Origin of the sequence: Streptomyces sp. NPDC020780, from assembly GCF_044334475.1 — a bacterium.
Taxonomy (GTDB): domain Bacteria; phylum Actinomycetota; class Actinomycetes; order Streptomycetales; family Streptomycetaceae; genus Streptomyces.
The window spans coordinates 253,845-279,481 of sequence record NZ_JBIRTB010000008.1 but is presented as its reverse complement, the minus strand read 5'-3'; the positions used below and the strand labels follow the sequence as shown (position 1 = coordinate 279,481).

The 25,637-nt window shown below is 70.9% G+C and carries 26 protein-coding genes, 2 pseudogenes and 1 riboswitch; of the genes and pseudogenes, 13 read left to right on the top strand and 15 right to left on the bottom strand.

All coding sequences use genetic code 11. From position 1 onward, the window contains the following. Positions 1-14: 14 nt before the first annotated feature. A complete protein-coding gene (nagA, locus tag ACH4VO_RS17865) occupies positions 15-1,172 on the bottom strand; it encodes an N-acetylglucosamine-6-phosphate deacetylase (RefSeq protein ID WP_360985575.1) in 1,158 nt (385 codons plus the stop codon). Continuing rightward, a complete protein-coding gene (locus ACH4VO_RS17860) occupies positions 1,172-2,104 on the bottom strand; it encodes an ROK family protein (protein WP_360985572.1) in 933 nt (310 codons plus the stop codon). The genes nagA and ACH4VO_RS17860 overlap by 1 nt, the downstream gene beginning before the upstream one ends. A gap of 246 nt (positions 2,105-2,350) precedes the next feature. On the opposite strand from ACH4VO_RS17860, the gene ACH4VO_RS17855 reads away from it, so the two are divergent. The 3 genes from ACH4VO_RS17855 (at position 2,351) to otsB (ending at position 5,099) form a co-directional block, all read left to right on the top strand. Next, positions 2,351-3,568, top strand: coding sequence for an extracellular solute-binding protein (locus ACH4VO_RS17855; protein WP_360985920.1), 1,218 nt, complete (start codon positions 2,351-2,353; stop codon positions 3,566-3,568). A gap of 10 nt (positions 3,569-3,578) precedes the next feature. Further along, entirely contained in the window at positions 3,579-3,821 is a 243-nt protein-coding gene (locus ACH4VO_RS17850; protein ID WP_360985569.1) for a DUF3263 domain-containing protein, read from the top strand. 408 nt (positions 3,822-4,229) lie between these two features. Beyond that, the gene (gene otsB, locus ACH4VO_RS17845; RefSeq protein WP_360985566.1) at positions 4,230-5,099 is read left to right on the top strand and encodes a trehalose-phosphatase; all 870 of its coding nucleotides are present in this window, start codon (positions 4,230-4,232) and stop codon (positions 5,097-5,099) included. A gap of 57 nt (positions 5,100-5,156) precedes the next feature. Here otsB and ACH4VO_RS17840 read toward each other — a convergent pair whose 3' ends face one another. Both ACH4VO_RS17840 and ACH4VO_RS17835 read right to left on the bottom strand, forming a co-directional pair. Then, the gene (locus ACH4VO_RS17840) at positions 5,157-6,536 is read right to left on the bottom strand and encodes a trehalose-6-phosphate synthase (protein WP_360985563.1); all 1,380 of its coding nucleotides are present in this window, start codon (positions 6,534-6,536) and stop codon (positions 5,157-5,159) included. 43 nt (positions 6,537-6,579) lie between these two features. Continuing rightward, positions 6,580-7,530 (bottom strand): glucosyl-3-phosphoglycerate synthase, encoded by a 951-nt coding sequence (locus tag ACH4VO_RS17835; RefSeq protein WP_360985560.1) that lies wholly within the window; start codon positions 7,528-7,530, stop codon positions 6,580-6,582. A 152-nt stretch (positions 7,531-7,682) separates the two neighbouring features. Next, positions 7,683-7,810: riboswitch (SAM riboswitch) on the top strand. 18 nt (positions 7,811-7,828) lie between these two features. Between ACH4VO_RS17835 and thrC the strand changes: the two genes are divergently transcribed. From thrC to ACH4VO_RS17810, 5 genes and pseudogenes are all read left to right on the top strand, one after another. Further along, positions 7,829-9,127, top strand: coding sequence for a threonine synthase (gene thrC, locus ACH4VO_RS17830; protein ID WP_360985557.1), 1,299 nt, complete (start codon positions 7,829-7,831; stop codon positions 9,125-9,127). Between the two features lie 28 nt (positions 9,128-9,155). Continuing rightward, positions 9,156-9,431: a MoaD/ThiS family protein gene (locus ACH4VO_RS17825; protein ID WP_360985554.1), complete on the top strand. Its 276-nt coding sequence runs from the start codon at positions 9,156-9,158 to the stop codon at positions 9,429-9,431. A 435-nt stretch (positions 9,432-9,866) separates the two neighbouring features. Beyond that, a complete protein-coding gene (locus ACH4VO_RS17820; RefSeq protein WP_003967346.1) occupies positions 9,867-10,073 on the top strand; it encodes a cold-shock protein in 207 nt (68 codons plus the stop codon). Between the two features lie 506 nt (positions 10,074-10,579). Continuing rightward, positions 10,580-12,202 carry a chaperonin GroEL gene (gene groL / locus ACH4VO_RS17815; protein ID WP_069171351.1) on the top strand — a complete coding sequence of 541 codons (1,623 nt, stop codon included), beginning with the start codon at positions 10,580-10,582 and terminating at the stop codon, positions 12,200-12,202. Between the two features lie 326 nt (positions 12,203-12,528). Beyond that, positions 12,529-12,693: pseudogene (locus ACH4VO_RS17810) on the top strand (SDR family NAD(P)-dependent oxidoreductase); the annotation flags it as partial. 229 nt (positions 12,694-12,922) lie between these two features. Here ACH4VO_RS17810 and ACH4VO_RS17805 read toward each other — a convergent pair. Beyond that, positions 12,923-13,825 carry a hypothetical protein gene (locus ACH4VO_RS17805; protein WP_398440958.1) on the bottom strand — a complete coding sequence of 301 codons (903 nt, stop codon included), beginning with the start codon at positions 13,823-13,825 and terminating at the stop codon, positions 12,923-12,925. A 291-nt stretch (positions 13,826-14,116) separates the two neighbouring features. Here ACH4VO_RS17805 and ACH4VO_RS17800 point away from each other — a divergent pair. Continuing rightward, a pseudogene (locus ACH4VO_RS17800) lies at positions 14,117-14,212 on the top strand (zinc-binding dehydrogenase); the annotation flags it as partial. 15 nt (positions 14,213-14,227) lie between these two features. On the opposite strand, the gene ACH4VO_RS17795 reads toward ACH4VO_RS17800, so the two are convergent. From ACH4VO_RS17795 to ACH4VO_RS17780, 4 genes are all read right to left on the bottom strand, one after another. After that, entirely contained in the window at positions 14,228-14,881 is a 654-nt protein-coding gene (locus tag ACH4VO_RS17795; protein ID WP_360985551.1) for a response regulator transcription factor, read from the bottom strand. A 128-nt stretch (positions 14,882-15,009) separates the two neighbouring features. Further along, the gene (locus ACH4VO_RS17790) at positions 15,010-16,725 is read right to left on the bottom strand and encodes a histidine kinase (protein ID WP_360985914.1); all 1,716 of its coding nucleotides are present in this window, start codon (positions 16,723-16,725) and stop codon (positions 15,010-15,012) included. Between the two features lie 389 nt (positions 16,726-17,114). After that, positions 17,115-17,381, bottom strand: coding sequence for a DUF397 domain-containing protein (locus ACH4VO_RS17785; RefSeq protein WP_360985548.1), 267 nt, complete (start codon positions 17,379-17,381; stop codon positions 17,115-17,117). Continuing rightward, a complete protein-coding gene (locus ACH4VO_RS17780) occupies positions 17,362-18,204 on the bottom strand; it encodes a helix-turn-helix transcriptional regulator (RefSeq protein WP_360985545.1) in 843 nt (280 codons plus the stop codon). The genes ACH4VO_RS17785 and ACH4VO_RS17780 overlap by 20 nt, the downstream gene beginning before the upstream one ends. 103 nt (positions 18,205-18,307) lie before the next feature. Between ACH4VO_RS17780 and ACH4VO_RS17775 the strand changes: the two genes are divergently transcribed. Both ACH4VO_RS17775 and ACH4VO_RS17770 read left to right on the top strand, forming a co-directional pair. Further along, on the top strand, positions 18,308-18,562 hold the full coding sequence (locus tag ACH4VO_RS17775) for a hypothetical protein (RefSeq protein WP_398440957.1): 255 nt from the start codon (positions 18,308-18,310) through the stop codon (positions 18,560-18,562). Continuing rightward, positions 18,552-18,788, top strand: coding sequence for a hypothetical protein (locus tag ACH4VO_RS17770; RefSeq protein WP_360985542.1), 237 nt, complete (start codon positions 18,552-18,554; stop codon positions 18,786-18,788). Before ACH4VO_RS17775 ends, ACH4VO_RS17770 begins: the two co-directional genes overlap by 11 nt. A 229-nt stretch (positions 18,789-19,017) precedes the next feature. Here ACH4VO_RS17770 and ACH4VO_RS17765 read toward each other — a convergent pair whose 3' ends face one another. The 5 genes from ACH4VO_RS17765 to ACH4VO_RS17745 all read right to left on the bottom strand — a co-directional run bounded on the left by ACH4VO_RS17765 (position 19,018) and on the right by ACH4VO_RS17745 (position 23,475). Further along, on the bottom strand, positions 19,018-19,371 hold the full coding sequence (locus tag ACH4VO_RS17765) for a PRC-barrel domain-containing protein (protein ID WP_360985539.1): 354 nt from the start codon (positions 19,369-19,371) through the stop codon (positions 19,018-19,020). A 162-nt stretch (positions 19,372-19,533) separates the two neighbouring features. Beyond that, entirely contained in the window at positions 19,534-19,704 is a 171-nt protein-coding gene (locus ACH4VO_RS17760) for a hydrophobic protein (protein ID WP_069172072.1), read from the bottom strand. A 144-nt stretch (positions 19,705-19,848) separates the two neighbouring features. Next, positions 19,849-21,354 carry a PTS transporter subunit EIIC gene (locus ACH4VO_RS17755; RefSeq protein WP_360985536.1) on the bottom strand — a complete coding sequence of 502 codons (1,506 nt, stop codon included), beginning with the start codon at positions 21,352-21,354 and terminating at the stop codon, positions 19,849-19,851. A 36-nt stretch (positions 21,355-21,390) separates the two neighbouring features. Further along, entirely contained in the window at positions 21,391-22,389 is a 999-nt protein-coding gene (gene murQ / locus ACH4VO_RS17750) for an N-acetylmuramic acid 6-phosphate etherase (RefSeq protein ID WP_360985533.1), read from the bottom strand. Between the two features lie 168 nt (positions 22,390-22,557). Next, on the bottom strand, positions 22,558-23,475 hold the full coding sequence (locus tag ACH4VO_RS17745; RefSeq protein WP_360985530.1) for a MurR/RpiR family transcriptional regulator: 918 nt from the start codon (positions 23,473-23,475) through the stop codon (positions 22,558-22,560). Between the two features lie 168 nt (positions 23,476-23,643). Between ACH4VO_RS17745 and ACH4VO_RS17740 the strand changes: the two genes are divergently transcribed. Both ACH4VO_RS17740 and ACH4VO_RS17735 read left to right on the top strand, forming a co-directional pair. Then, entirely contained in the window at positions 23,644-24,012 is a 369-nt protein-coding gene (locus tag ACH4VO_RS17740; RefSeq protein WP_360985527.1) for a hypothetical protein, read from the top strand. After that, complete coding sequence (locus tag ACH4VO_RS17735; RefSeq protein ID WP_069171341.1) at positions 24,009-24,290, top strand: DUF4031 domain-containing protein; 282 nt, start codon at positions 24,009-24,011, stop codon at positions 24,288-24,290. The genes ACH4VO_RS17740 and ACH4VO_RS17735 overlap by 4 nt, the downstream gene beginning before the upstream one ends. A gap of 41 nt (positions 24,291-24,331) precedes the next feature. Here the strand turns inward: ACH4VO_RS17735 and ACH4VO_RS17730 are convergent, their stop codons facing one another. Then, positions 24,332-25,558, bottom strand: coding sequence for a Cmx/CmrA family chloramphenicol efflux MFS transporter (locus ACH4VO_RS17730; RefSeq protein WP_360985908.1), 1,227 nt, complete (start codon positions 25,556-25,558; stop codon positions 24,332-24,334). Positions 25,559-25,637 lie beyond the last annotated feature (79 nt).

Genomic DNA, 25,637 nt, shown 5'->3' with positions numbered 1-25,637 from the left:
CACCGGGACCGCGGTCACCGGTCCAGTTGCGGCTCGATGATCCACTCGCCGCGGCGCATGACGCCCTTCACCGTGAAGTCCGCGTCCAGGACGACCAGGTCGGCGTCCTTGCCCGGGTCGAGGGAGCCGACCCTGTCGTACAGGCCGAGCAGGCGTGCCGGGGTGGCGGAGATGGACCGTACGACGTCGTCGACCGGGATCCCGTCGAGTGTCACGGACCGGCGGAACGCGGTGTCCAGGGTCAGGGTGGAGCCCGCGATCGAGCCGCCCTCCACCAGGCGTGCGACACCGTCCCTGACCTCGACGGCGAGCGGGCCGAGTTCGTAGTGCCCGTCACCGGCGCCGGCGGCGTCCATGGCGTCCGTGATCAGGGCGACCCGGTCGGCGCCCGCGTGGTGGTAGGCCAGTCCCAGGGACGCGGGGTGCAGGTGCGTGCCGTCGTTGATCAGCTCGACGGTGACCCGCTCGTCCTCCAGGAGGGCGGCGATCGGGCCCGGTGCGCGGTGGCCGAGCGCGGGCATCGCGTTGTAGAGGTGCGTGGCGACGGTGGCGCCCGCCTCGATGGCCTCGACGGTCTGTTCGTACGTCGCGTCGGTGTGCCCGACGGCGGCGATCACCCCGTGCTCACCGAGCAGCCGTACGGACTCGATGCCGCCCGGCAGTTCGGTGGCGAGGGTGACCATCTTCGCGGTGCCGCGTGCCGCGTCGAGCAGCTTGCGGACCTCGGAGGGGTCGGGGTGGCGGAGGAGTTCCTCGCTGTGCGCGCCCTTGCGGCACGGCGCGATGAAGGGGCCCTCGAAGTGGACTCCGGCGAGTTCGCCCTGTTCCACGAGTTCCGAGAGCATGCCGGCCTGCCGGGCCAGGAAGTCCATGTCGCCGGTGACGGTGGAGGCGACGACGGTCGTGGTGCCGTGTGCGCGGTGGGCGCGGACGCCGGTCAGGACGTCCTCGGCGGTGCCGGTGGCGAAGGACGCGCCGCCGCCGCCGTGGTTGTGCATGTCCACGAAGCCGGGGACCACCCAGTGGCCCGTGAGGTCGACGGTCCGGGCGCCCTCCGGCGTGCTGCCGGCGATCCGGGTGCCCTCGACGATCACCCGGCCGTTCTCCACGGTCCCGGTGGGCAGTACCACCCGGGCACCTGCGAGAACTGTGCTGTCTGCGCGTCCGGCCATCAGGCGGATACCTCCGTGGAGAGAAGATCCCAGGCGAGCAGGCCCGCGCCCAGGCATCCGGCGGTGTCCCCGAGGGCCGCCGGGACGATGTGAGGCAGTTTCTGGAACGTGACCCGTTCCTCGACGGCCGCACGCAGTGGTGTGAACAAGGTTTCCCCCGCCTCGGCCAGACCGCCACCGATGATGAGCGTGCGGGGGTCCAGCAGGGTGAGGGCCGTGACCAGCCCGGCGGCGAGCGCGTCGACGGCGTTCTGCCAGACGCGGTGGGCCGCGGGGTCCCCCGATGCCACGGCCTTCGCGCAGTCGGCGGCGTCGGCGTCCGGGTCGCCGGACACGGCGGCCCAGGCACGGGAGACGGCGGACGCGGAGGCGAGTGTCTCCAGGCAGCCGCGCTGGCCGCAGCCGCAGTCGGGGCCGTCCGGCCGGACGACGACGTGGCCTATCTCGCCCGCGTAACCGTGTGCTCCGGCCTCGATGGTGCCGTCGATGCCGATGGCCCCGGCGATTCCGGTGCCCAGGGGCACGAACAGGAAACGGTCGGCGCCTCTGCCCGCGCCGATCCGGCCTTCGGCGAGGCCGCCGGTCCTGACGTCGTGGCCGAGCGCGACGGGTATGCCGCCGAGCCGCTCGCCGATCAGTTTCCGCAGGGGTACGTCGCGCCAGCCCAGGTTGGCCGCGTAGACGGCGATGCCGCGTTCCGCGTCGACGATGCCGGGTACGGCGACTCCGGCGGCGACGGCGCCTTGGCCGAAGTGTTCCCCGCCGTACGCGTACAGATCCGCGGCGAAGCCGAGGATGGTGTCGACGACGGCCTCCGCACCGCGCTCCCTGGCGGTGGCCCGGCGTGCCTCGTGGAGCAGGGTGCCGTCTTCCCCGACCAGTGCGGCCTTCATTCCTGTGCCGCCCACATCGAGGGCGATGACGTGTCTCACGGGAGACAGTTTCGCCCCACGGACCCTAAAAGGTCTAGTCCACTAGCGCGGTTTGTTGAGCACCCATACAAAACGCCCCTGCTAGATTGCGGAATCGGTACCACGGTGGTGTAGACCTCCGCGGTCGGTCCTCGGACAGGACCACGGGTCACCGCACGGCGGTGATCGGCGCGAACGAACGTAGGGGTGGCAGGGGCTGTGCAGCGGCGCTTTATAGGTCTGACCGCGGTGGTGGCCGCACTCGGCATGACGGTGACCTTGTCGGGATGCGGGTCCGAGAGCGGTTCGGGTGACGTGACCCTGAAGCTGGTCGCGGCCGATTACGGCACCGGCGCGGAGAACAGCTCCGAGAAGTACTGGAACGGCCTCGCCCAGGAGTTCGAGGCGGACAATCCGGGGATCGACGTGGACGTCCACGTCTACTCCTGGAAGGACGTCGACCGGAAGGTCGCCGAGATGGTGAAGGCGGGCCAGGCCCCCGACATCGCCCAGATAGGCGCCTACGCGGACTACGCGAAGGCCGGCAAGCTCTACTCGTCGGACGAGATGCTCGCCATCCGGACCGCGTCCAACTTCCTTCCCTCGCTCAGCGACGCGGGCAAGGTCGAGGGCACCCTGTACGGGCTGCCGTTCGTGGCCAGCACCCGGCTCCTCTTCTACAACAAGGGCCTCTTCTCGAAGGCGGGGATCGACGCCCCGCAGACCTGGGACGACATCCGTAGCGACGCCACCGCGCTCAAGGCGCGGGGCGTGAAGTACCCCTTCGCCCTGCCGCTCGGCCAGGAGGAGTCCCAGGCCGAGACCCTGATGTGGCTGCTCAGCGGCGGCGGCGGTTACACGGACGAGGTCGGCAACTACGACATCAACTCCCCGGCAAACATAGAGACCTTGGAGTGGCTGCGGGACGACCTCGTCGGCAAGGGCCTCACCGGGCCCGTCGCACCCGGCAAGCTCGACCGGGCGAGGGCGTTCGAGGCGTTCACCGACGGCGAGGTGGGCATGCTCAACGGCCACCCGACGCTGATGCAGGACGCCGAGAAGAAGGGCGTCGAGGTCGGCATGGTCCCCCTTCCCGGACCGGAGGGGCCGACCGAGGGCTCGATGGGCGTCGCCGACTGGATGATGGGCTTCAAGCAGAACGACCACCGCGTGGAGATAGGCAAGTTCCTCGACTTCGCGTACGCCGACGAGAACGTGCTGGCCTTCGCCGACCAGTACGACCTGCTGCCCGTGACCGGCAGCGCCTCCGCGGCGATGGAGGCCGACGACAAGCACAAGGCGCTGCACGAGTTCCTGGTGGCCCTGCCGAACTCCCAGCTGTACCCGTTCGGCAAGACCTCCTGGGCGCAGACCAGCGAGGCGATCAAGGAGAACATCGGCTCCGCGGTCGAGCCGAACAGCACCCCGGAGAGTGTGCTGAACTCCATCGCGACCAGGGCACGGGAGGCGGAGAGCGCGGAGTAGGTTGGTTGATATGACCGCCGACGCCGCCGCCCCGCTCTCCGACCAGGAACGCGCGGTACTCGCCGTCGAGCGGCGTTCCTGGCCGGGCCCCGGCGCGAAGGAACGGGCTATCCGGGAACAGCTCGGCATCTCGCCGGTGCGCTACTACCAGCTGCTCAACGCCCTCCTCGACGACCGCCGCGCCCTGGCGGAGGACCCGGTGACGGTCAACCGCCTACGCCGGGTCCGGGAATCCCGCCGCAACCGCCGCTGAGGCGGACCGGCCGTCGCGGGCGGGGGTCCACCCTGCGTGCCCGCTGGGGCAGGGGCCCGCGAGCCTGCCGGCACAGGGCATCCCCTGCGCTTCTCGGTAAAGGGGAAACCGGGCGCCCCCCGGTACAGGGGACTTCAGCCCTGCCGACGTTTGCGGCGCGGGGGGCGGGGCGGAGCCCGGGGTTCGGGAAGGGGCGGGCAGGAGAACAGGCCCGCCGGACGCGTGGCCCACCTCCAGCCCCCGCCCACCTCCAGCCCCCGCCCACCCGAGGGCTCCGGTCACCGGCAGGCGCAGGCCCCGCGCACCTGCCCGCACGTGGCTGACTCCCAGGCCTCGCCCCATCCGGACAGGCCCCGCACCCAGGCGGGCCCCCGCCGAGAACCCCCGGTCCCCCGATACGCTCGGACCATGGGCAATCCGGATCACTCCCTCCCGACCCCCACCCCGACCCCCACCACCCAGGCCGGCCGAGAAGGCCTGGCCGCGCTCCTGGCCCGCCCCGACCGCGCGGTCGTCGCGCTCGATTTCGACGGCACGCTCGCCGAGATCGTCCCGGACCCGGAGCAGTCCCGCGCCCACCCCGGCGCCGTACCGGCGCTCTCGGCGCTCGCACCGAAGGTCGGCTCGGTCGCCGTGATCACCGGCCGGCCGGCCGGCATCGCGGTCCGCTACGGCGGCTTCGCCGGCGTGCCCGGCCTCGATCACCTCGTCGTCCTCGGGCACTACGGCGCCGAGCGCTGGGACGCCGTCACCGGCACCGTGAACGCCCCCGCGCCGGACCCCGGGGTCGCCGGCGTCCGCGAGGAGCTCCCCGGCGTGCTGCGCGAGGCCGGGGCGAAGACCGGGGACGAGGACGGCGTCCGGGTCGAGGACAAGGGCCACGCGATCGCCGTGCACACCCGCCGCGCCGCCGACCCCCGCGCCGCCTTCGAGACCCTGCGCGGCCCGCTGGCCGCGCTCGCCGCCCGGCACGGCCTCATCGTCGAACCGGGCCGCCTGGTCCTGGAGTTGCGCCCCCCGGGCATGGACAAGGGCGTCGCGCTGGAGGAGTACGTACGGGAGACGGGCGCCGAGTCCGTCCTCTACGCGGGCGACGACCTCGGTGACCTCGCCGCGTACACCGCCGTCGACGAGCTCCGTAAATCCGGCGTCACGGGCCTGCTGATCTGCAGCGGCGGCGAGGTCCCCGAACTCGCCGCGCGTGCCGACCTGCTGCTGCCCGGCCCCGCCGCGGTCGTCGAGTACCTCGCATCCCTGGCCCAGCGCATCGGCGCGTGACGCGGCACCCCGCCCGTCAGCGACGGCTGCGCTGCCGACGGGCGGAGGGAGTGAGAGCTACTCCGTGCGGAGGGCGTCCAGCTGGTCGAGGAACCACTGCTGCGGCGGCAGCGAAATCGCCGCGGCGGCCAGCCTCTTGGTGCGCGCCGCTCGCTCGTCGTCGTCCATCGTCAGCCCCTTGTGCAGCGCCGCCGCCGTGGCGGACACGTCATAGGGGTTGACGACGAGCGCGTCCTCGCCGAGCTCCTCGTACGCCCCGGCCTCCCGTGAGAGGACCAGCGCGCAGCCGTTGTCGGAGACGACGGGGACCTCCTTGGCGACGAGGTTCATGCCGTCGCGGATGGGGTTGACGAGGGCCACGTCCGCCAGCCGGTAGGCCGCCAGCGAACGCGCGAAGTCGTCGTCGAGGTGGAGCAGGACCGGGGTCCAGCCGCCCGTGCCGAACTCGGCGTTGATCGTGTGGGCGACCCGCTCGACCTCGGCCGTGTAGTCGCGGTACACGGCGAGGTCCTGCCGGGAGGGATAGGCGAACGCCACGTGCACCACGCGCTCGCGCCATTCAGGATGTTCCTCCAGCAGGGCCCGGTAGGCGTGCAGTCCGCGCACGATGTTCTTGGACAGCTCGGTGCGGTCCACCCGCACGATGGTCCGGCGGCCCTCGCCGATCTGTTCCCGCAGGGTCTCCATCCACGCGTCCACGTCGGCCTCGTGGGAGCGGCGGCGCAGGAACTCCGCGTCGGCGCCGAGCCCGTGGGCTCCGACGCGGGTGCGCCCGGTGCCGCCGAGGATCGCGGTGCAGCACCCGATGAACGCGTCCGCCCAGCGGTGGGTCAGGAACGCGGCCCGGTCGGCGCCCAGGATGCCGCGCAGCAGTTGTTCGCCGATGTCGTCGGGCAGCAGCCGGAAGTAGTCGACGGGCGCCCACGGAGTGTGCGAGAAGTGCCCGATCCGCAGGTCGGGGCGGAGTTCGCGGAGCATGCCCGGTACCAGCGAGAGGTGGTAGTCCTGCACCAGGACGGCGGCGCCCTCGCCCGCCTCCTCGGCGAGCGCCTCGGCGAAGGCCCGGTTGTACGCCTCGTAGGACGCCCACTGACGCCGGAACTCCGCGTCGAACACCGGCTCGACGGGGGTCTGGTAGAGCATGTGGTACACGAACCAGAGCACGGAGTTCGCGATGCCGTTGTACGCGTCGGCATGGACCCCGGCGTCGATGTCGAGCATGCGGACGTCCGGCTCGGACAGGCCTCGCCGGACCGCCTCGCGGTCGCTGTCGCTGAGGGCCGCGCACACCCAGAGCTTGTCCTCGACGGCGCTGAGCCCGGAGACGAGGCCGCCCCCGCCGCGCTTGGAGCCGAGGGAGCCGTCCTCGCGCAGCGAGTACGACACCGGGCCGCGGTTGGACGCGACGAGGACCTGTGCAGCGTGCTCGGAGACCATGTGCGGAACCTAGCCCGATCGGGGAGGTGTCAAACGTGAGGAATCAGGCCGCGCGGCGGGCCGCGTACTCGGTGATCTCGAGCATCGGCGGCCGTTCCTCCGTGTCGACGGGGTACGTGTGCGGGACGAAGCCGTTCTCGCCCCGTTCGAACTGGGTGATCTCGGGCCGCACGATGGTGCCCCGGGCGAGCCGGAGCTGGGCCGTGCGGTAGATCGTCGCCGCCATCCTGCCCAGGGCCTGACCGTCCTGGTGGCGGTGTCTGCGTTCGCCGACGTCCACCTGGGCCAGGGCGTCGAGCCCCACCGTGTTCAGGGCGTCGATGAGCAGGCCCAGCTCCACTCCGTAGCCGACGGGGAAGGGCAGCTGTTCCAGCAGGGAGCGGCGTACCGCGTACTCGCCGCCGAGGGGCTGGACGAAGCCGGCCAGCTGGGGCCAGTGGAGGTTGAGCAGGGGGCGGGCCATCAGTTCGGTCACCCGCCCGCCCTGACCTGCGGTTCCGTTGAGCGGGCGGTCGTACATCGCCTTGACGAAGTGCACGCCGGGATCGGTGAGGAGGGGGCCGACGGTGCCGGAGACGAAGTCCGGCGAGAACTCCCTGAGGTCGGCGTCGACGAAGCAGAGGATCTCGCCGCCGGTCACCAGGAGTGACCGCCAGAGCACTTCCCCCTTGCCGGGGACGGCCGGTATGCGCGGCAGTATCTCGTCGCGGTGCACGACCCGGGCGCCCGCCTCCCGGGCCACGGCGGCGGTGCGGTCGGTGGAGCCGGAGTCGATCACCACGAGTTCGTCGACCAGCGCGACGCGTTCCATGAGCTCACGCCGGATCGTCTCGACGATCGTTCCGACCGTCGCCTCCTCGTTCAGCGCGGGCAGCACGACACTGACGGTCGTACGGTGCGGATCCTGTGTCCTGGCGGCCACGAGCCGGTCCAGCGGGCGATCGGCGGCTGACCAGGAACGCCTGCTCAACCAGCGTTCCATCTCTTCCGGCACGGTCGATTCTCCCTGGGTGTGATCCATCTCGCGGTACGGACGACTGGTTCGACCGTCCGATGTGTCGGTTACAGTCTGAGCAACGCGGATGAGCCTCGCACGTCGGGGTGGGTCCGCGAACAAATGCCCGGGTCCGCGACCCGGTGCCACAGCGCTCATCCAGAGGGACTGAGGGAACGGCCCGTCGAAGTCCCGGCAACCCTCCTGCCGACCGCGAGGTCACGGTGGGGAAGGTGCCAATTCCGTCTTGTGGCGAGATACGTCGCAAGGAAGATGAGGAGAAAGGGCCTCCGCCATCATGGCCGTGCAGACAGTTGTAGCCGACACCGATTCTTCCACCGTGGACCTCGGTCCCGCCGCGGCACTTTCCTGCCGCGAATGCGGCGAGCGTTTCGAACTCGGCCCCCTTTTCGCCTGCGCGTCGTGTTTCGGGCCGCTCGAAGTGGCCTACGACCTCCCGAGCGGCTCCCCCGACGAGCTGAAGAAGCGCATCGCCGAGGGCCCGGACAACATCTGGCGCTACGCGCCGCTGCTGCCGGTCCCCTCCGACGTGGCGGACAAGCCCAACATCAACCCCGGTTTCACCAAGCTGGTCAAGGCCGACAACCTCGCCCGTGAGCTCGGTGTCACCGGCGCCCTGTACGTGAAGGACGACTCCGGCAACCCGACGCACTCCTTCAAGGACCGTGTCGTCGCCATCGCCGTCGAGGCCGCCCGCGCCTTCAGGTTCACCACGCTCTCCTGCTCCTCCACGGGCAACCTCGCCGGCGCGGTGGGTGCCGCGGCGGCCCGTGCCGGCTTCCGGTCCTGCGTGTTCATCCCGCACGACCTGGAGCAGGGCAAGGTCGTCATGGCCGCGGTGTACGGCGGCGAGCTCGTCGGCATCGAGGGCAACTACGACGACGTCAACCGCTTCTGCTCGGAGCTCATCGGCGACCCGCTCGGCGAGGGCTGGGGCTTCGTCAACGTCAACCTGCGCCCGTACTACGGCGAGGGCTCCAAGACCCTGGCGTACGAGATCTGCGAGCAGCTGGGCTGGCGGTTGCCCGACCAGCTCGTCATCCCGATCGCGTCGGGATCGCAGCTCACGAAGATCGACAAGGGCCTCCAGGAGCTGATCAAGCTCGGCCTGGTCGAGGACAAGCCGTACAAGATCTTCGGCGCGCAGGCCGAGGGCTGCTCCCCGGTGTCCACCGCCTTCAAGGCAGGACACGACGTCGTGCGGCCCCAGAAGCCGAACACGATCGCGAAGTCCCTCGCGATCGGCAACCCGGCCGACGGCCCGTACGTCCTGGACATCGCCCGGCGTACCGGCGGGGCCGTGGAGGACGTGAACGACGAGCAGATCGTCGACGCGATCAAGCTGCTGGCCCGGACCGAGGGCATCTTCGCGGAGACCGCGGGGGGTGTGACGGTCGGTGTGACGAGGAAGCTGATCGACGCGGGCCTGCTCGACCCGGCCCTGACCACCGTCGTCCTGAACACGGGCGACGGCCTGAAGACGCTCGACGCCGTCGCCCCGACGACCGGCCTGTCGGCGACGATCCGGCCCAGCCTGGACGCGTTCCGCGACGCCGGCCTCGCCGCCGGCAGCTGACCACCCGAGACCGAAGGAAGGCACCCCCATGAGCGTCAAGGTCCGTATCCCCACCATCCTCCGCACCTACACGGGCGGCCAGGCCGAGGTCCCGGCCGAGGGCGCCGTCCTCTCCGAGGTCATCGCGTCCCTGGAGAAGGACCACCCGGGCATCGCCGCGCGGGTCCTGGACGACCAGGGCAAGCTGCGCCGCTTCGTGAACGTGTACGTCAACGACGACGACGTGCGCTTCGAGGGCGGCCTGGACGCGGCCACGCCGGACGGTGCCGGCGTCTCGATCATCCCGGCCGTCGCCGGAGGCTGACGCGGCTGCCGGACGTCCGTGCCGGCTGCGCGACGTGACCACGATGACCCCCTCCGCGAGAGAAGCGGAGGGGGTCATTCTGCATGGTTGAGCGGGGTACAGTTGGGGAAGCCCCCGCAGCTGCCCGTGCCACGCGCATATGAGAATGCGCCCGGACGCGACGAGAAGCAGCCAATGTGCGTGCACTCCTTGCGTCATAAGTGGCCTTTGTCTGGCCCGAGTTGCCCTGGAATCTTGCGAGTTACCCCTGTCCGGGCGTTCCCGTGTGCCCAGAATTCTCGTCCGACTGACCTGTTGCAGAGGGCAGTTGGGCAGATACATTCGGCCGCGGTCGACGCGTTCCGGCGCACGCCGCCCCCTCCTGTCGGGGGGTGAGTTTGACCCGGGTCCGCGAAGTGCGGTCCTGTGCAAGGGCCAGTAATAGGGGAGTTAGGCATGGCTCAGGGCACCGTCAAGTGGTTCAACGCGGAGAAGGGGTACGGCTTCATCGCGGTCGACGGTGGTGCGGATGTTTTCGTCCACTACAGCGCGATCCAGATGGACGGATACCGCACCCTCGAAGAGGGTCAGCGAGTTGAATTCGAGATCTCGCAGGGCCAGAAGGGGCCGCAGGCGGACATGGTCAAACTCGCCGTCGGCTGAGCTCGGCGCGGTCGGCCGACCACACCGAACACTACTCGCACACGCGGGGCCCGTACCTCCTCGGGGGGACGGGCCCCGCGTGCGTCCGGGCGCGGCGTGCGGCGCGCCGGGCGCCTCCCTCCGTGCGGGGTCACTGGCGTCCCCGGGCGCGCCACGGGCCGGTCGGGCGGCCCCCGCGCGCGGTGGCGCCCCGCCTTCGGGGCTGTCCACGGGCCGGGACGTACGCCCGTCCCACCTGCCGTTCGCACCTTCGCCCGCAGCGAGCCATCCTCGAAGGCGCTTGCACTCGAAGGGGTCGAGTGCTAATCATTGGCGTTAGCACTCTCCAGGTGAGAGTGACAGAACGTGGACCGGGCCGGTGAGGCCCGCAGGCCTGGTGGGGCAGGGAACCACCGGGCACGCTGGCCGTCCGTCGCGGGCGCCTCTCGGTCCGGAGAAATCCTTCCCCAAGCTCTCAACTGCGTTCGAGCAGGGGAGACCCCATCAGTCCGGGAGGACCACTTCACATGGCCAAGATCATCGCGTTCGACGAAGAGGCACGGCGCGGTCTCGAGCGCGGGATGAACCAGCTCGCCGACGCCGTCAAGGTCACCCTCGGCCCCAAGGGCCGTAACGTCGTCCTCGAGAAGAAGTGGGGCGCGCCCACGATCACCAACGATGGTGTTTCCATCGCCAAGGAGATCGAGCTCGAGGACCCGTACGAGAAGATCGGTGCGGAGCTGGTCAAGGAGGTCGCCAAGAAGACGGACGACGTCGCCGGCGACGGTACGACCACCGCCACCGTTCTCGCCCAGGCTCTCGTCCGCGAGGGTCTGCGCAACGTCGCCGCGGGTGCCAACCCGATGGCTCTCAAGCGCGGCATCGAGAAGGCCGTCGAGGCCGTCTCCGCCGCTCTGCTGGAGCAGGCGAAGGACGTGGAGACCAAGGAGCAGATCGCTTCCACCGCCTCCATCTCCGCTGCTGACACCGAGATCGGCGCCAAGATCGCCGAGGCTATGGACAAGGTCGGCAAGGAAGGCGTCATCACCGTCGAGGAGTCCCAGACCTTCGGTCTGGAGCTGGAGCTCACCGAGGGTATGCGCTTCGACAAGGGCTACATCTCGGCGTACTTCGCCACCGACATGGAGCGTATGGAGACGTCGTTCGACGACCCGTACATCCTGATCGTCAACTCCAAGATCAGCAACGTGAAGGACCTCCTTCCGCTGCTCGAGAAGGTCATGCAGTCGGGCAAGCCCCTGCTGATCATCGCGGAGGACGTCGAGGGCGAGGCCCTGTCGACCCTGGTCGTCAACAAGATCCGTGGCACCTTCAAGTCCGTGGCCGTCAAGGCTCCGGGCTTCGGTGACCGCCGCAAGGCCATGCTCGGCGACATCGCCATCCTCACCGGTGGCACCGTCATCTCCGAGGAGGTCGGTCTCAAGCTGGAGAACGCCGGCCTGGACCTGCTCGGCACCGCCCGCAAGGTCGTCATCACCAAGGACGAGACGACGATCGTCGACGGTGGCGGCGAGAGCGACCAGGTTCAGGGTCGCGTCAAGCAGATCCGCGCCGAGATCGAGAACTCCGACTCGGACTACGACCGCGAGAAGCTCCAGGAGCGCCTCGCGAAGCTGGCCGGCGGCGTGGCCGTCATCAAGGCCGGCGCCGCCACCGAGGTGGAGCTCAAGGAGCGCAAGCACCGCATCGAGGACGCGGTGCGCAACGCCAAGGCCGCCGTCGAGGAGGGCATCGTCGCCGGTGGTGGCGTGGCTCTGCTCCAGGCCTCGGCCGTCTTCGAGAAGCTCGACCTGACCGGTGACGAGGCCACGGGCGCCAACGCCGTGAAGCTCGCGCTGGAGGCCCCGCTCAAGCAGATCGCCGTCAACGGTGGTCTCGAGGGTGGCGTCATCGTCGAGAAGGTGCGCAACCTGCCGATCGGTCACGGCCTCAACGCCGCGACCGGCGAGTACGTCGACATGATCGCCGAGGGCATCATCGACCCGGCGAAGGTCACGCGCTCCGCCCTGCAGAACGCCGCGTCCATTGCCGCGCTCTTCCTCACCACCGAGGCCGTCATCGCCGACAAGCCGGAGAAGGCCGCCGCGGCTGCTCCGGGCGGCATGCCGGGCGGTGACATGGACTTCTGATCCCCGGATCAGCAGTTCAGGGCAGTACCCGCAGTATCTGAACGACGTCGGCCCCCCGGGATTCGTCCCGGGGGGCCGACGTCGTTCCGGCCGACGGTTCAGCCGACACGGGTTCAGCCGGTGCCGGGCCTGCGGCGGCGCATCCACCACGTGGGGGCCCGGCCCGTCCTACGGCCGCGCCCCGGTGTCCTTCTGGCGGGTGGCTCGCCGCGTTACGAGAGACCTCGGCAGGCATGTTTCTCACTTGCTGCCAAATGGACGGTGCCGACCGCTTACATGGTTAGCGTGAACGACCGAGCCCATCGGCCTCCAGTCCGAGGAGCATCATGGCGCTGGTCACGGGAGCGTCGGGCGGAATAGGCGCCGAGTTCGCCGCGAGACTCGCCCAGCGCGGCGCGGACATCGTCCTCGTCGCCCGATCGGGCGACAAACTGGAGGCACTCACCTCGTCCCTGCGCTCCGCATACGGAGTGCGCGTGTTGACGGAGAAGCTGGACCTGCGGGTGGTGACCGACGCGCCGTTCGTGGGGGCGCCGGACTCGGTGGACGGGGAGTGGGGCCATCCGCCGGGCGCGCTGAACGAGATCTGGCACCGTGGACGAGTGGCGCGACCCGCCGAGTGTCCGCGCCTCCGGAGCGTCCTGCACGACCCGTACGACGGCGAGGGTGCCTGGGTCCCGAAGGGGCCGATCCGCCCGGCGGCCGGGGCAGGTGGGGTGGTCAGCCGCGGCCGCGGGACCAGGACGTCCTGTCCGGGCGCGGCACCAGGCCCGCCCGGACCGACGCCATCCGCTCCCGCACGCCGCCGGTGGGGACGGCACCGGGCGGGCCCGTGGGTGCTGTGTTCCCCTCGCCCCGGCACGGCCCGCAGAGCCCGCCGCGCAGGGCCTCCGGGCTGCCCGGGGCGCGGCACTCGCCGCATTCCAGGGTGATCAGCGCCGACCGCTCCACCGGGGCGGGCCGGTGCGGTGGCAACTTGTCCGTCAGCCGCCTGCGGAGCAGTGAGGCGGCGTGGTGCACAGGCGTGGGCAGCCCTGTGGACAGGGCGCCGACGATCTCGGCCTCGGTGGCGCCCCGCTCGAACCACTCGCCGACCTGGGGCTCCAGGCCCGCGCACTCCGCCGCCGACAGGCTCAGCGCGGGCGCGGTACGGCCCAGTGCGGCCAGCAGGGCGAACGCCCGGGACCGGGTGGGCCGTTCGCGTCGCTCGACGGGCACGTCCCCGCGCTCGAAGGCCTCCCACCACGCGTCGTCGCGTGCGGTACGGGAGAAGAAGGTCCGCGTCACCCAGAGCATGACCCTGTCGGTGGTGACGCACTCGCTGCCCCGGCGCAGATGTCCGGCGGCCTGGAGCCTGTTGAGCGCCGTGCGCAGCGCGCACTGCCCGTACGGGAGCGTCCTGGCCAGTGTCTTCACGGAGATGTCCGAGCCGTCGGGCAGCCGGTCGATGTAGGACGCGATGGCCGCCTCGCGGGGCGCCAGGTGTGCGAAGTCGGTTCCGGTGCGCGGCCGTTGGCCGGGGGCGGACCGCTTGCCGTAGCCGGGACCGGCCATGGGGTGGGCGGCGGCGGGTGCGGATACGTGCGGGGGGCAGGGGGTGGCACTAAGCTGCTCGACAGCCATCAGTTCGCCGCTTTCGATCTTGGTGGTCAGACCCCTGTTCGGTGTTGGCGCACCGGCGGGGGTCGTTCTATGCCATGGCGCACGCTAGAGCGTCGCCACGCTGCGTGGCAAGTCAGTCACGAGAAGTCAACCCGTTGGTGAGGGTGGGTGGGTGGGCACAGGCCCTCCACCCATTCCTCCGAAAGAGCGCTCGGACTCCAGGACTTGAGCCCCGGGCCCAGTACCGGCTCCCACCTGCGGGTTCCTCCGTAGCCGGCCCGCCGCGTCCGCAGGGGGCGCGGGGAGCCCGCGGTGGTGGACACCGTCCACCCGCTCTCGGAGATCGCCACCGCCCACCGGGCCTCGGAGGCGGGCGGCGTACGGGGCAAGCACGTCATCCAGGTGGTCCGAGCCGCCCCGCACTCACACGCCGAGGCCGGCGTCCCGCGCCAGCAGGGCGGCCTGCACCCTGTTCTCGCACCCCAGCTTGGCGAGTATGCGGCTCACGTACGTCTTCACCGTGGCCTCGCTCATGTGGATCCGCTGACCGGCGTCCGCGTTGGACAGGCCCTCGCCCAGCAGGGCCAGGACGTCCCGCTCGCGGCCCGTCAGCTTCTCCAGCCGGCGGCGGGCGTCCTCCGCCCGCTGCGCGGTCCCGCCGGTGGCCAGCGAGTCCACGACGTGCCGGGTGGCCCCGGGCGACAGGTACGCCTCCCCGGCCGCCGCCGCCCGTACGGCGCGCATCAGTTCCCCGGGCGCCGAGTCCTTGAGGAGGAAGCCCGCGCTCCCCTCGGTCAGGGCGCGCAGCACGTTGTTCCGCTCCCCGAAGGTCGTCAGTATCAGCACCCGCACCTGGGGCGCGGACCTGCGCAGCTCCGCCAGGGCCGTCAGCCCGTCCATGACCGGCATCTGGATGTCGAGGAGGGCGACATCGACCCGCTGGGCCCGGGCGAGGTCGACGGCCTCGCGGCCGTTCGACGCCTCCGCGACGACGTCGATGTCGTCGGCCGAGGAGAGGATCATTCTGATCCCTGCCCGGATGAGCGGCTCGTCGTCCGTCACAAGAACCCTGATCATGACTCTCCTGAGCGGTCCTCGGCAGTCCTGGGCGGTCCTGCCCCGGGGCGGTCCGGCCCATCATCCCCGATCGCCGGCCGGGGGGCGGGCGGCAACCCCCCGGCAACGGGCGGGCGTCAGGCGCGCCCTCAGTTCGTCTCGAAGGACTTCTTCTCGATGAGCGTGCCGTCCTTGAAGCAGAACCGGAACACCGGTTCCTTGTCCCAGCTGCTTCCGAGTTCCGTGGACATCAGGGTGAGGCATGACGCCCCGTCCGGCACGGGCGGTGTGCCGTCGCCCGTCTCGGTGTTCAGGAACGAGTCCCCGCGCGGCAGTTGCCTGCGTACGGCCTCTTCGGACTGGCCCACCTTCACGGCGTCGTACTGCTTGGGATCGATCATGGCCTTGTCCGCCTCACGCACGAGGAAGACGCCCCCGACGACCACCGCTGTCACCACCACCACGGCCACCACCCCGCAGCCGATCGCTATTCCGTTGCCCCTCTTGGTCCTGCTCACTGCTTTGGCCAACTCCTTCGGGAGACCGTTCCACTCGATGACGGGATCACTCTCGCCGGAAGGGCCCGCCGGGTTCTGCGCCCGAAAGTCGTCGGACGGAGCGACGAACGTCGTCCCGTCGGACGGAGTGACGAACGTCGTCACGGCGTCGCGGGAAGGCGAGCCGCGGAGACCGCCCTCCGCCGAGGTGTACGGCAGTACGCCCGCGAGCCGGAAGCCGCCGTCCGCCGTGGGGCCCGCGTGCACCATGCCGCCCACGAGCCGGGCCCTTTCCCCGAGCCCTGTCAGGCCCTGGCCGCCACTGGCCACGCTGCCACGGTCCACGGGCTCCGCCGCCGGGCCGTGGGCGATCTCCACGACCAGCGAGTCGGGCTCGTACCGCAGTCCGACGGTGATCGTGGCTCCGGGGGCGTGCTTGTGGGCATTGGTCAGGCCCTCCTGGACCACGCGGTACGCGGCGTGGTCGGCGGCCGGGGCGAGCGGGCGCTCCTCGCCCGAGCGCCGCAGTTCGACGGCCGTCCCCGCCCTGCGGGACGCGTCGACCAGGCCCTCGATGCCGGCCACCCCGCGCGAAGGCGTTCCCGGGCCCCCGCCCCCCACGTCCATGGCCTCCGGGCCCCCGCCCGGCCCGGAGACGTCGGCGCCGTCCCTCAGCACACCCACCACGTCACGCAGTTCGTGCATGGCGACCACCGAGGCCTCGCGCAGCACACCGACGGCCTCGCGCTGCCGCCCGGCCAGTTCGCGGTCGACCTCCAGCGCGCCCGTGTGCACGGCGATCAGCGCGAGTTGGTGGCCGAGGCTGTCGTGCATGTCCTGAGCGATGCGCTGGCGTTCCAGCATCCTGGCCTGCCCGGCGATCATGGCGCGCTCGCGCAGGAGCTGGGCGTTGTACTCGTGGAGCGTGTCGGACAGCGTCCGGCGCTGCGACCAGTACCGGCCGGCGAGGCCCGGCACGATCAGCGGGACGAGCAGGAACAGGCCGCTCAGGAGCAGGAGCGAGGGGGAGAAGCGAGGCTGCTCCGTCACGACGGTCAGGCCGAGGGTGAGAGCGTAGGCGAGCCCGAAGACGCCGAGTGCCCGGCCGAGGCCGTCGATCCGCCGCCCGGCCGACCAGGACACGACGAGGATGAGCGGAGCGAAGCCACCGAACGGTACGAAGCAGGTGGTTGCCAGCAGTACGGACGCGGGGAACACCCGGCGCAAGGGTGACAGCAACCCGGCCGCCAGCCCGACGGCGACGGCCTGCACCACACCCTCGCGTGCCAGGAGGCCGGCACCCGCCGCCAGCAGCGCCAAGGTCAGGCCCAGGAGCGCTTCCGCCACGATGCGCCCGGTCGGCCACATCCCCGGCGCGGAGAGGTCGTGCCACGGCACAGCCGGCCAGGACACCCGTCGCACCCTCACCTCCGGTGCCTGGTGCGCGGGTGTTGCGGGGGCCTTGGAATCCACACGAGTCACACGCCCACGGTAGAGACCTCCGCCCGGACCCCGCCGTCGCCATTGGTCGCGAGGGCGGACGACGAAAGTCGCCACCCTTCCCGGACAGGACCCGGGCGACCCTCCCCGTGTCAAGGGGTGTCGCCTCGATCCCGCTCAGCTGCGGCGGCGTCTACTGGGGCCACGGCGGTGAGGATGAGCGGGGCCATCCTTCGGCGTGCCTGCCCTCCGTCCCTACGCGGCGCGCGTCGGGGCGGGAACAACCGGCCCGGCCACCTGGGGGCGGGACCAGCGGCCTACAGGCGCTTGAGGTCCGCGACGAAGGTGGCCCACGCGGCGGGCCGGAACATCAGCGCCGGTCCGTCGGTCACTTTCGAGTCCCGGACGGGCACGACATCGGGGAGCCCGTCGGCGACTTCGAGGCAATCGCCGCCGCTAGCTCCGCTGTAGGAGGACTTGCGCCAAGTGGCGACCTCCAGGCAGTTGCCGCCGCTGGCATCGCTGTCCCAGGGCCTGTGCCAGGTCACCACTGCCAGATCGTAGTCAGAGCTGCTGGTCTTCATGGTCGTAATCCTCCGCCAAGGACTGGATCAAGGCCAGGGACGCCCCCGGTGACAACGCGTTGGCCACGACCAGATCGTAGGTCAATTCATACTGTCGGACCGTAGCCGGATCGTCCTGTAGCTGGCCTGTGCCCAGCCCCTGCAGGTAAGCCAGTGGTGGAGCGCTGTCGAACGACATCAACTTGAGAGGGCCTTCGAGGGCCATGTGCGCACCTGCGGTGAACGTCAAGACCTGCACGATGACGCGGTGTCGGCGGACAAGTGCGGCGATGTGGCGAAGAGCTTCGGCCATGACGGTCCGGCCACCCTTGTGGCGACGTAATGCCGCTTCATCAAGAACCACCCAAAACAGAGGCGTTGTTGGATCAGTCAGCAACTGTGCTCGCTCCAACCTCGCGGCCACCAGTTCGTCGATCAACTCATCGGCCGCCGTGGGGCGACCCGCCCGGAACACCGCCCGGGCGTACGCCTCCGTCTGCAACAGCCCGGGAATCAGCAGGGGGGCGTACTCCCTGATGGTCGTGGCCTCGCGCTCCGCCTCCGCCGCCTCCGCGAAGTGGTCCGGGTACTTGGACTTCTTCAGCGCCGCGCAGTTCCGGGCGAAGAAACCGCCCCCGCCCAGCACCTCGTCCAGCTTCTGGGCCTGGTCCACCTGCATGCGCCTCGTGCCGGACTCCAGTTGGCCGATAAAGGAGCCGCTGACGAAGAGTGGAGCCCCCAAGTCCTCCTGGGATAGCCCGGCGGCCTCTCTGCGGTGACGGAGTTCCGCTCCGAGGAGGGCGCGAGGTGAGGAGGAGGGATCGAGCTTCTTCGGCCCGGGCATGGCGACTCCAGGTGACACACGTGCGGGTGTTGGAACTGCACCTCTTCCACGGTAGCGGGGAATTGGACACGCTGAGTAGGCATAGCCACTACTCAGCGTGGAAATGGGGAAGATCATGATGACGGCTACGGAACGGCGCAGAGAAGCAGCGGGCAGAGTGCGGGCGGCGGAGGACGCGGTGGCGCGACTCAGGGCCGGGCTCGCGGGGGTTGGCGTGAAGCTGCCGTCCCTGAGGATCGACCCGGTCTCGTGCGCGGGCAACGAGCCGATGCCGCTGGTCGATCTCGGCCGGTGCTCGATCGAGACGGCGTTGCGGCTGAGCGCACAGCTGGAAGCGAAGGCCGCCCATGACAGTTGAAGGGCTTGAACCGTGTCCGCCGGAGCCCGGCACGTTCGCCATGGACGCCAGGGACGGGCGGGTGGGCCGCGTGATGGGCCGGGTCGGAGCGTACGTACAGCTGCGTCCTCCGGGCGGTGGCGCGGAGTGGGACTGTCCGCCGGAGGCCGTCCGGCCGGCGCCGCCGGGGCTCGTGCTCCGGGCGCGGGTGACGGAGATCAACCGGGAAGGGCAGCTGCCCCGGTGACGGGCCGGGCCAGGGCGGCTGGGCCGGTGTGGTCCACGCGCGGGGGCCACCGGTCGGGACAAGGCGCGTGCGCGGGGACGGGGCACCCCCGCACGGACGGTCCTCGTGCTGTCCGCTCGCGGATGTCGTCGTCCTGGTGCGCGAGGTCCGGCGGGTCCTTACGCACATGACAGCGGGGCCCGCTTCGCGTTCGGAGCCGGCCCCGCCTCTGATCATGGTGCGTCACGCGTCACTCGATGCGGTGGCTGCTGTAGTGGCTGCCGACCTGGGCGTGATAGCCCGGGTCACCCGCATGCTTGTGCTTGTCGAACTCCGGGGAGTCCTTGATCTGCTCCTTGGTCAGGTCGACGTGGATCGTCCGCTTCTCGGTGTCTATCGCCCTGACCGTGCCTGCCGGAAGCAGGACGTCCTTGCCGAAGATCCAGACTCCGGTGTCGACGACGAGATAGGCCGCGCCCACATCGTCGGAATGCTTGTCGACCTTTCCGATACTCCCGTCCGTCGCCTCGACCGTGTAGCCGGTCAGGTCGGCGCCCGCTGTGTGACCGCTTGTCGGCTGATAACCCCACAGGTGGTCGCTCATCATCGGCTCCATTCTCGACGGCACAATTCGGTGCTCATCAGTTCGCGTGCCCTCTGTTCGAGAAGTCATACCTCGTGCCTTCCAGAAAAAGGGTGCGACATAGGACATGGCCCGGACCGTCTGGGTCCGGGCCATGTCCATCGGTGCTGGTAAAGGTGGGTCCTACCAGCGATACCACCGGCCACGGCGGCCGCCGCTCGCGGTCGGGCGGACGAAGAATCCGATCAGCCAGACCACCAGCACAATGACTGCGATCCACCACAGTGCCTTGAGAGCGAAACCGGCACCGAAAAGGATCAGGGCGAGAAGTAGGACGAGAAGCAGGGGAACCATAGTTATCAACCTCCGAGACATCTGATGCCCGGCAATCAAATGCCTACACATCGAGGCTGGGAAATTGTTCCGCACGCTCTCCGGCTCCCCCTCACGCACTCCGGAAGTCAGTCCCTGCGGCGCGGAGCCGCGCAGGTCTTCCCCTCAGACCCCGGCGGGTTCTTTGGCCGGGGGCCCGCCCGCCGCAGCCGGGCCGGGGGCCGCCACCGTGGAGTGGGCCGTGCCCTGGGAGACGTTGAACTCCGCGAGCAGGGACGTGCTGAAGCCGAAGAAGTACGTCACCACGAAGCCCGCGACGTATCCGACGAGCAGGCCGCCCGCGTAGATCGCGAGGGTGGAGCCCAGGCCGTGGTTGCCGTCCAGGAGCGGGAACAGGGCCCAGCCGGACGGGCCGATGGCCGTGGAGCCGACCGAGTCGCCGAGCTGGTTGAACAGGCCCACGAAGCCACCGCCGAACGCGCCGCCCACACAGGCCGTGACGAACGGGCGGCCCAGGGGCAGCGAGACGCCGTAGATCAGCGGCTCGCCGACGCCCAGCAGCCCCGCGGGCAGGGCCGACCTGATGGTCCTGCGGATCGACTCGTTACGGGGGAGGCGGAGGTAGACCGCGGCGGCCGCGCCGACCTGGCCCGCGCCGGCCATGGCGAGGATCGGGAGCAGCACGGTGAAGCCCTGCTGCTCGATCAGTGTCGTGTGGATCGGGATCAGGGCCTGGTGCAGGCCCAGCATCACCAGGGGCAGGAAGAAGCCGCCGAGCAGGAAGCCCGCGCCCGCACCGCCCGTGGAGAGCAGCCAGTCGGCGAAGGTTCCGATGGCGGAGGAGACCTCACCGGCCACGTACATCAGGCCGAAGATCGTGACCAGGCCGGAGACCAGCACCGTCAGGGTGGGGGTGACCAGGACGTCCAGGGACTCCGGCACCCAGCGGCGGCACCACTTCTCGACGTACACCGCGAGGACCGCGGCGCCCAGGGCGCCGAGGACGCCGCCCTGGCCGGGCGAGAGTGTCTGGCCGAAGGCGTGGATGTTCGCCACACCCGGGAAGACGATGATCGCCGCGACCGCGCCGCCCAGGATCGGCGTTCCGCCGAACTCCTTCGCCGTGTTGTAGCCGACGAAGACCGCGATCAGCGCCATGAAGCCGGAAGCCATCGCCGCCAGGGCCGGTGTGACCGAGGTGAGCCAGCCGAGGTTCACCAGGAGGCCGTTGAGGCCGGCGATGATGCCGCAGCCGATCAGGGCCGGGATCAGCGGGACGAAGATGTTCGCGATCCTGCGCAGGAACAGCTTGAACGGGGTGGCGTTCTTCGCCTTCTGCCGCGCCTTGAGGGCCGCGCCCTTGTCCGCGAGTTCCTCCGCGGTGTGGACGGCGGGTTCCTCGGAGGCACGGCCCTCCTCGACCAGCCGCTCGAACTCCGGAGTGACCCGGGCGACCGTGCCCGGGCCGAGGACGATCTGGTACGTGTCGTCCTCGACCACGCCCATCACGGCGGGGACCGCCTTCAGGGCCTCGCCGTCGACGAGGGAGCGGTCGTGCAGGCCCAGCCGGAGCCGGGTCATGCAGTGGGCGATCGAGCTGACGTTCGCGGCGCCACCGACAAGCGGCAGGATCGCGGCGGCGGTGGCGCGGTTCTTGTCTTCAGTAGCCATGGTGCGTGGTGCCTTGCTGTGCGGGGGAGTGGTGCGTCAGGTGGTGCGTACGGACGCCAGGGCGGCGCGGAGATGACCGTGCGCATCGGTCAGGAGCGTGGCGGCGGTGGGGCCGTCGACCCCGCCCAGGATGGTGAGGATGGCGTTCTTCACCTCGCCGTCGGTGGCGGTGAGCGCGTCCTCGATCTCCTGGTCGGAGGCGCCGGTGGCGAGGGAGACGATCCGGCGGGAGCGGGCACGCAGCTTCTCGTTGGAGGCGCGCACGTCGACCATGAGGTTTCCGTACGTCTTGCCGAGCCGGATCATCGTGATCGTCGACAGCATGTTGAGGACGAGCTTCTGGGCCGTGCCGGCCTTCAGCCGGGTGGAGCCGGTGAGCAGCTCCGGGCCGACGACGATCTCCAGGCCGTGTTCGGCGGCCGCGGCGAGCGCCGAGTCCGCGTTGCAGGACAGGCCGAGAGTGAGCGCGCCCTTGCGGTGGGCGTGCTCCACCGCCCCGATGGCGTACGGCGTGCGGCCGGAGGCGGAGATCCCGACCACGGTGTCGTCCGCCGTGAGGCCCAGCCCGTCCAGATCCGCGGCGGCCAGCTCCTTGCTGTCCTCCGCACCCTCCACGGCCTTGACCATGGCGGAGGGGCCGCCCGCGATCAGGCCGATGACCTCGGACGGGTCGGTGTTGAAGGTGGGCGGGCACTCGCTGGCGTCGAGGACACCGAGGCGGCCCGCCGTGCCCGCCCCCGCGTAGATCAGCCGGCCACCGCGCGCCATGCGCTCGGCGGTGGCGTCGATCGCGGCGGCGATCTCCGGCAGCTTCTCGGCGACGGCGGCGGGGACGGTGCTGTCCTCGCCGTTCATGATTCGGGCGATCTCCCGCGTCGGCAGCCGGTCGATCTCGGCGAGCTCCGGGCGGAACGCCTCGGTGGTGAGGGTGTCGAGCTGGGCGCGGAGCTCGCCGTAGCCGTCGGGGGCGGCGGCGTCGGGTTCGGTGCCGGGTCCGGTGCCGGGTCCGGCGCTGGGGTCGGTGGTCGAGGTCATGGACAGCGGCTCTGCTTTCTCGTGCTCGTACGGTTCTGCGGGTGCGGGTGCGGGTGCGGGTGCGGGTGGCGCGCGTAAGCGTGTGGTCCGGGGTGCGGAGCGCGTGGCTTGAGTGCGGTCCGGTGCGGTGCGCGCGGCACGGGGGGTGCCGGGTGGGTCCGGGCGGTGTCAGCGGCTGCGGGGGGTGTGGCGGTGGGCGAGCGCCTCGTAGGAGGCGGCCAGCGCCGGTGCCGCCGTTTCGTACGTGCGCTGGGCCACGCCTATGAACAGGCAGTCGACGACGAGCAGCTGGCTCGTCCGGCTCGACATGGCGGCCGGCCGCAGCTCGCTCTCGCGGGCGGTGGACGTGGTCAGGAGGTGGTCGGCGTACTGCGAGACCGGTCCGTCCGGGCGGCCGGTGATCGCGATCGTGGTCGCGCCCCGGTCGAAGGCGACCCGGAGCGGCTCTATGGCGTCCCCCGTGGAACCGGAGTGCGTGATCGCGATGGCCACGTCGCCGGAGCGGAGCTGCACGGCGTTGGTCACGGCGAGGTGCGGGTCCGTGTGGGCGTGGGCGATCAGGCCGATGCGCAGGAGCTTCTGGGCCAGGTCCTGGCCGACGAGGGAGGAGGCCCCGACGCCGTAGATGTCGATGCGGCGGGCGGTAGCCGCGGCGGCGACGGCGGCGCCGAGCTGGACGGTGTCGAGACCGGCGGCGGTGTCGGCGAGGGTCTGCTGCTCGTCGTAGGCGAGCTTGGTGACGACATCGGCGATCGGGTCGTCGACCGCGATGTCGGCGGTGACGGCCGGCGCCCTCCCGGACTGCTGGTGGGCGGCGAGCCCCGCCAGGGCCAGGCGCAGGTCGCGGTACCCGGGATAGCCCAGGAGGCGGGCTGTGCGGACCACGGTGGCCTCGCTGGTGCCGGTGAGCTCGGCGAGACCCGTGACGGTGAGGGCGGCGCACCCTGCGGGGTCCCCGGCGACGGCTTCGGCGACCCGCTGCATGGAACGGGTCATGGACGGGGCCAGGGTCCGCACCTTGGCCGCGAGCGCGGCGGGCGCGGGAGGTGAATCGGCGCTGAAACTTTCCTTCACGTCATTGGTCACCCTTGAAAGTTATTTCCGCTCCGCCCTCTCGTCAATCCCCTGTCGCCCCATGGGGGGTCAAGGACTGCATCGAGGGTGATATGACCGATTCAGTCGTCCGGAACTTTCCGCCGACCAGGTCTGAGGCCACCGGGGGGCCGGTTGGGACCGCCGGGGGACAATGGGGGTATGGAGGTGGACGGGGTGGAGCGGGAGTTGCATACGGCGCGGGCGCTGGTGATGGCGGACCTGGTCGCGGGAGACGTGGCCGAGGCCGAGATCGTCTCGCTGGTGGAGGACGCGGTGACCCATCGCCGGTGGTGGGTCGAGCAATGGCCCGAGGGCGCGGCCTTCGTCACCGGCCTGATAGCCCAGGACGTCCAGGACGCCCTGCTGGAACGGTACGGCCGCTGGCCACTGTGCCCGGTCTGCGTGGAAGGCGGCCCCCACGCGCTGGAGGTCGAGCCGGAACTCGGCCCCGACCCGCACTGGGTCTGCAGCAAGTCCATGGTGTCCGTGGCGCCCGTGGGGGCGCTCGCCGGGGTCATGCGCCGGTGACCGTCTACATCGACCCGCCGACCTGGCCGGGGCACGGGCGCATGTGGTCGCACCTGGTCAGCGACGTGTCGTTCGAGGAGCTGCACGCCTTCGCCGCGTCGATCGGCTGCCCGCCGAAGGCGTTCGAGCGGGACCACTACGACATCCCCGAGGCCCGTTACGCCGACGCCGTGCGCGCCGGGGCGCGGGAGGTCGGGCCGAAGGAGATCGTCCGCCGGCTCACCGCCGCCGGGCTGCGGCGCCCGAAGGGGCGGCCTGCGCCGTCGCCGTCCCGCTGACGGTTCGCTCGGTCACGTCTGCGCGCTGACGGTTCACTCGGTCACGTCTGTGCGCTGACGGCCTGCTCCGCCGCCTGCCCGGTGACGGCCTGCGCGGGTGCGCCCGCCACGCGGCGCGAGGGAGTACCGCCGCCCAGCCGCAGCGAGACCACCACGGCCGCCAGGCCGAGCAGCAGCATCGCCGCGCCCGCCCAAGCCGTCGCCGGGAAGCCGAAGTCGGCGTCGATCACCGCACCGCCCAGCCAGGGGCCGCTCGTGTTGCCCAGGTTGAACGCGGCGGTCGTCGTCGCGCCCGCGAGCGTGGGGGCCACACCCGCGACGTTGAACATCCGGGCGTTGAGCGCCGGAGCCGTGTAGAAGGCGGACAGACCGAGCAGGAACGCCAGGACGACGACCGCGACCTGGTGCGAGGCGAGGAGCGCCAGCGCCACCAGGAAGACCGTCGACGCGCCGATGCCGCTCATCAGTACGCCGAAGAGGTGCGCGTCCGCGACCCGCCCGCCGATCGTCGTGCCGATCAGCGCGCCGAGACCGAACAGCGCGAGCACCCACGGCACCCAGCCCGCGCTCAGCCCGGCGACATCGGTGAGCAGCGGCGCGAGATAGCTGAACGCGCAGAAGACACCGCCCGCCGCGAGCGCGGTGATGACGATGGACAGCCAGACCTGACGGTCCCGGTAGATGGCGACCTCGCGCCTCAACTGCGGCTTCCGGTCCGGCAGCGGGATACGCGGGATGCGGGTGACGACGCCGACCAGTGCCACGGCGGACGCCGCCCCCACGGCCCAGAACGCCGAACGCCAGCCGAGGCTCTCCCCGAGGAACGCGCCCAGCGGCACGCCCAGGACGTTGGCGATCGAGAGCCCGCCGATCATCACGGCCATCGCCCTGGCCCGCGCGCCGACCGGCACCATCGCGATGGCGACGGCCGCCCCCACGGCCCAGAACCCGGCGCACGCCAGCGCGCTCACCACCCGGGAGACGAAGAGCACCTCGTACGTCGGCGCCAGCGCCCCCGCGATCTGGCCGAGGCCGAAGACGGAGATGAGCGCGATCAGGGTCGTCCGGCGAGGCAGCCGGAGCGTGGCGACGGCCAGCAGCGGGGCCCCGATCACCATGCCGATCGCGAAGGCGGATATGAGGAGTCCGGCCTGGGGGATCGACACGTTCATGTCGTCGGCGATGGGCGGCAGCAGCCCGGACAGCATGAACTCACTGGTACCGAGCGCGAAGACCGAGAGGCCGAGGATGTAGACGGCCAGCGGCATACGGGCACGGCCGGAAGCGGTGGGGGCTGCGTCGGGTACAGCGGCGGCTGCGGAGCCGGCCGGGGCAGAGTCGGGCATG

Bases quoted from the DNA above. Each gene is read 5' to 3' on its own strand.
- nagA (WP_360985575.1), bottom strand. From the start codon at position 1,172: ATGGCCGGACGCGCAGACAGCACAGTTCTCGCAGGTGCCCGGGTGGTA.
- ACH4VO_RS17855 (WP_360985920.1), top strand. From the start codon at position 2,351: ATGACGGTGACCTTGTCGGGATGCGGGTCCGAGAGCGGTTCGGGTGAC.
- ACH4VO_RS17850 (WP_360985569.1), top strand. From the start codon at position 3,579: ATGACCGCCGACGCCGCCGCCCCGCTCTCCGACCAGGAACGCGCGGTA.
- otsB (WP_360985566.1), top strand. From the start codon at position 4,230: ATGGGCAATCCGGATCACTCCCTCCCGACCCCCACCCCGACCCCCACC.
- ACH4VO_RS17840 (WP_360985563.1), bottom strand. From the start codon at position 6,536: ATGGTCTCCGAGCACGCTGCACAGGTCCTCGTCGCGTCCAACCGCGGC.
- thrC (WP_360985557.1), top strand. From the start codon at position 7,829: ATGGCCGTGCAGACAGTTGTAGCCGACACCGATTCTTCCACCGTGGAC.
- ACH4VO_RS17825 (WP_360985554.1), top strand. From the start codon at position 9,156: ATGAGCGTCAAGGTCCGTATCCCCACCATCCTCCGCACCTACACGGGC.
- ACH4VO_RS17820 (WP_003967346.1), top strand. From the start codon at position 9,867: ATGGCTCAGGGCACCGTCAAGTGGTTCAACGCGGAGAAGGGGTACGGC.
- groL (WP_069171351.1), top strand. From the start codon at position 10,580: ATGGCCAAGATCATCGCGTTCGACGAAGAGGCACGGCGCGGTCTCGAG.
- ACH4VO_RS17805 (WP_398440958.1), bottom strand. From the start codon at position 13,825: ATGGCTGTCGAGCAGCTTAGTGCCACCCCCTGCCCCCCGCACGTATCC.
- ACH4VO_RS17795 (WP_360985551.1), bottom strand. From the start codon at position 14,881: ATGATCAGGGTTCTTGTGACGGACGACGAGCCGCTCATCCGGGCAGGG.
- ACH4VO_RS17790 (WP_360985914.1), bottom strand. From the start codon at position 16,725: ATGTGGCCGACCGGGCGCATCGTGGCGGAAGCGCTCCTGGGCCTGACC.
- ACH4VO_RS17785 (WP_360985548.1), bottom strand. From the start codon at position 17,381: ATGAAGACCAGCAGCTCTGACTACGATCTGGCAGTGGTGACCTGGCAC.
- ACH4VO_RS17780 (WP_360985545.1), bottom strand. From the start codon at position 18,204: ATGCCCGGGCCGAAGAAGCTCGATCCCTCCTCCTCACCTCGCGCCCTC.
- ACH4VO_RS17775 (WP_398440957.1), top strand. From the start codon at position 18,308: ATGGGGAAGATCATGATGACGGCTACGGAACGGCGCAGAGAAGCAGCG.
- ACH4VO_RS17770 (WP_360985542.1), top strand. From the start codon at position 18,552: ATGACAGTTGAAGGGCTTGAACCGTGTCCGCCGGAGCCCGGCACGTTC.
- ACH4VO_RS17765 (WP_360985539.1), bottom strand. From the start codon at position 19,371: ATGAGCGACCACCTGTGGGGTTATCAGCCGACAAGCGGTCACACAGCG.
- ACH4VO_RS17760 (WP_069172072.1), bottom strand. From the start codon at position 19,704: ATGGTTCCCCTGCTTCTCGTCCTACTTCTCGCCCTGATCCTTTTCGGT.
- ACH4VO_RS17755 (WP_360985536.1), bottom strand. From the start codon at position 21,354: ATGGCTACTGAAGACAAGAACCGCGCCACCGCCGCCGCGATCCTGCCG.
- murQ (WP_360985533.1), bottom strand. From the start codon at position 22,389: ATGACCTCGACCACCGACCCCAGCGCCGGACCCGGCACCGGACCCGGC.
- ACH4VO_RS17740 (WP_360985527.1), top strand. From the start codon at position 23,644: ATGGAGGTGGACGGGGTGGAGCGGGAGTTGCATACGGCGCGGGCGCTG.
- ACH4VO_RS17730 (WP_360985908.1), bottom strand. From the start codon at position 25,558: ATGCCGCTGGCCGTCTACATCCTCGGCCTCTCGGTCTTCGCGCTCGGT.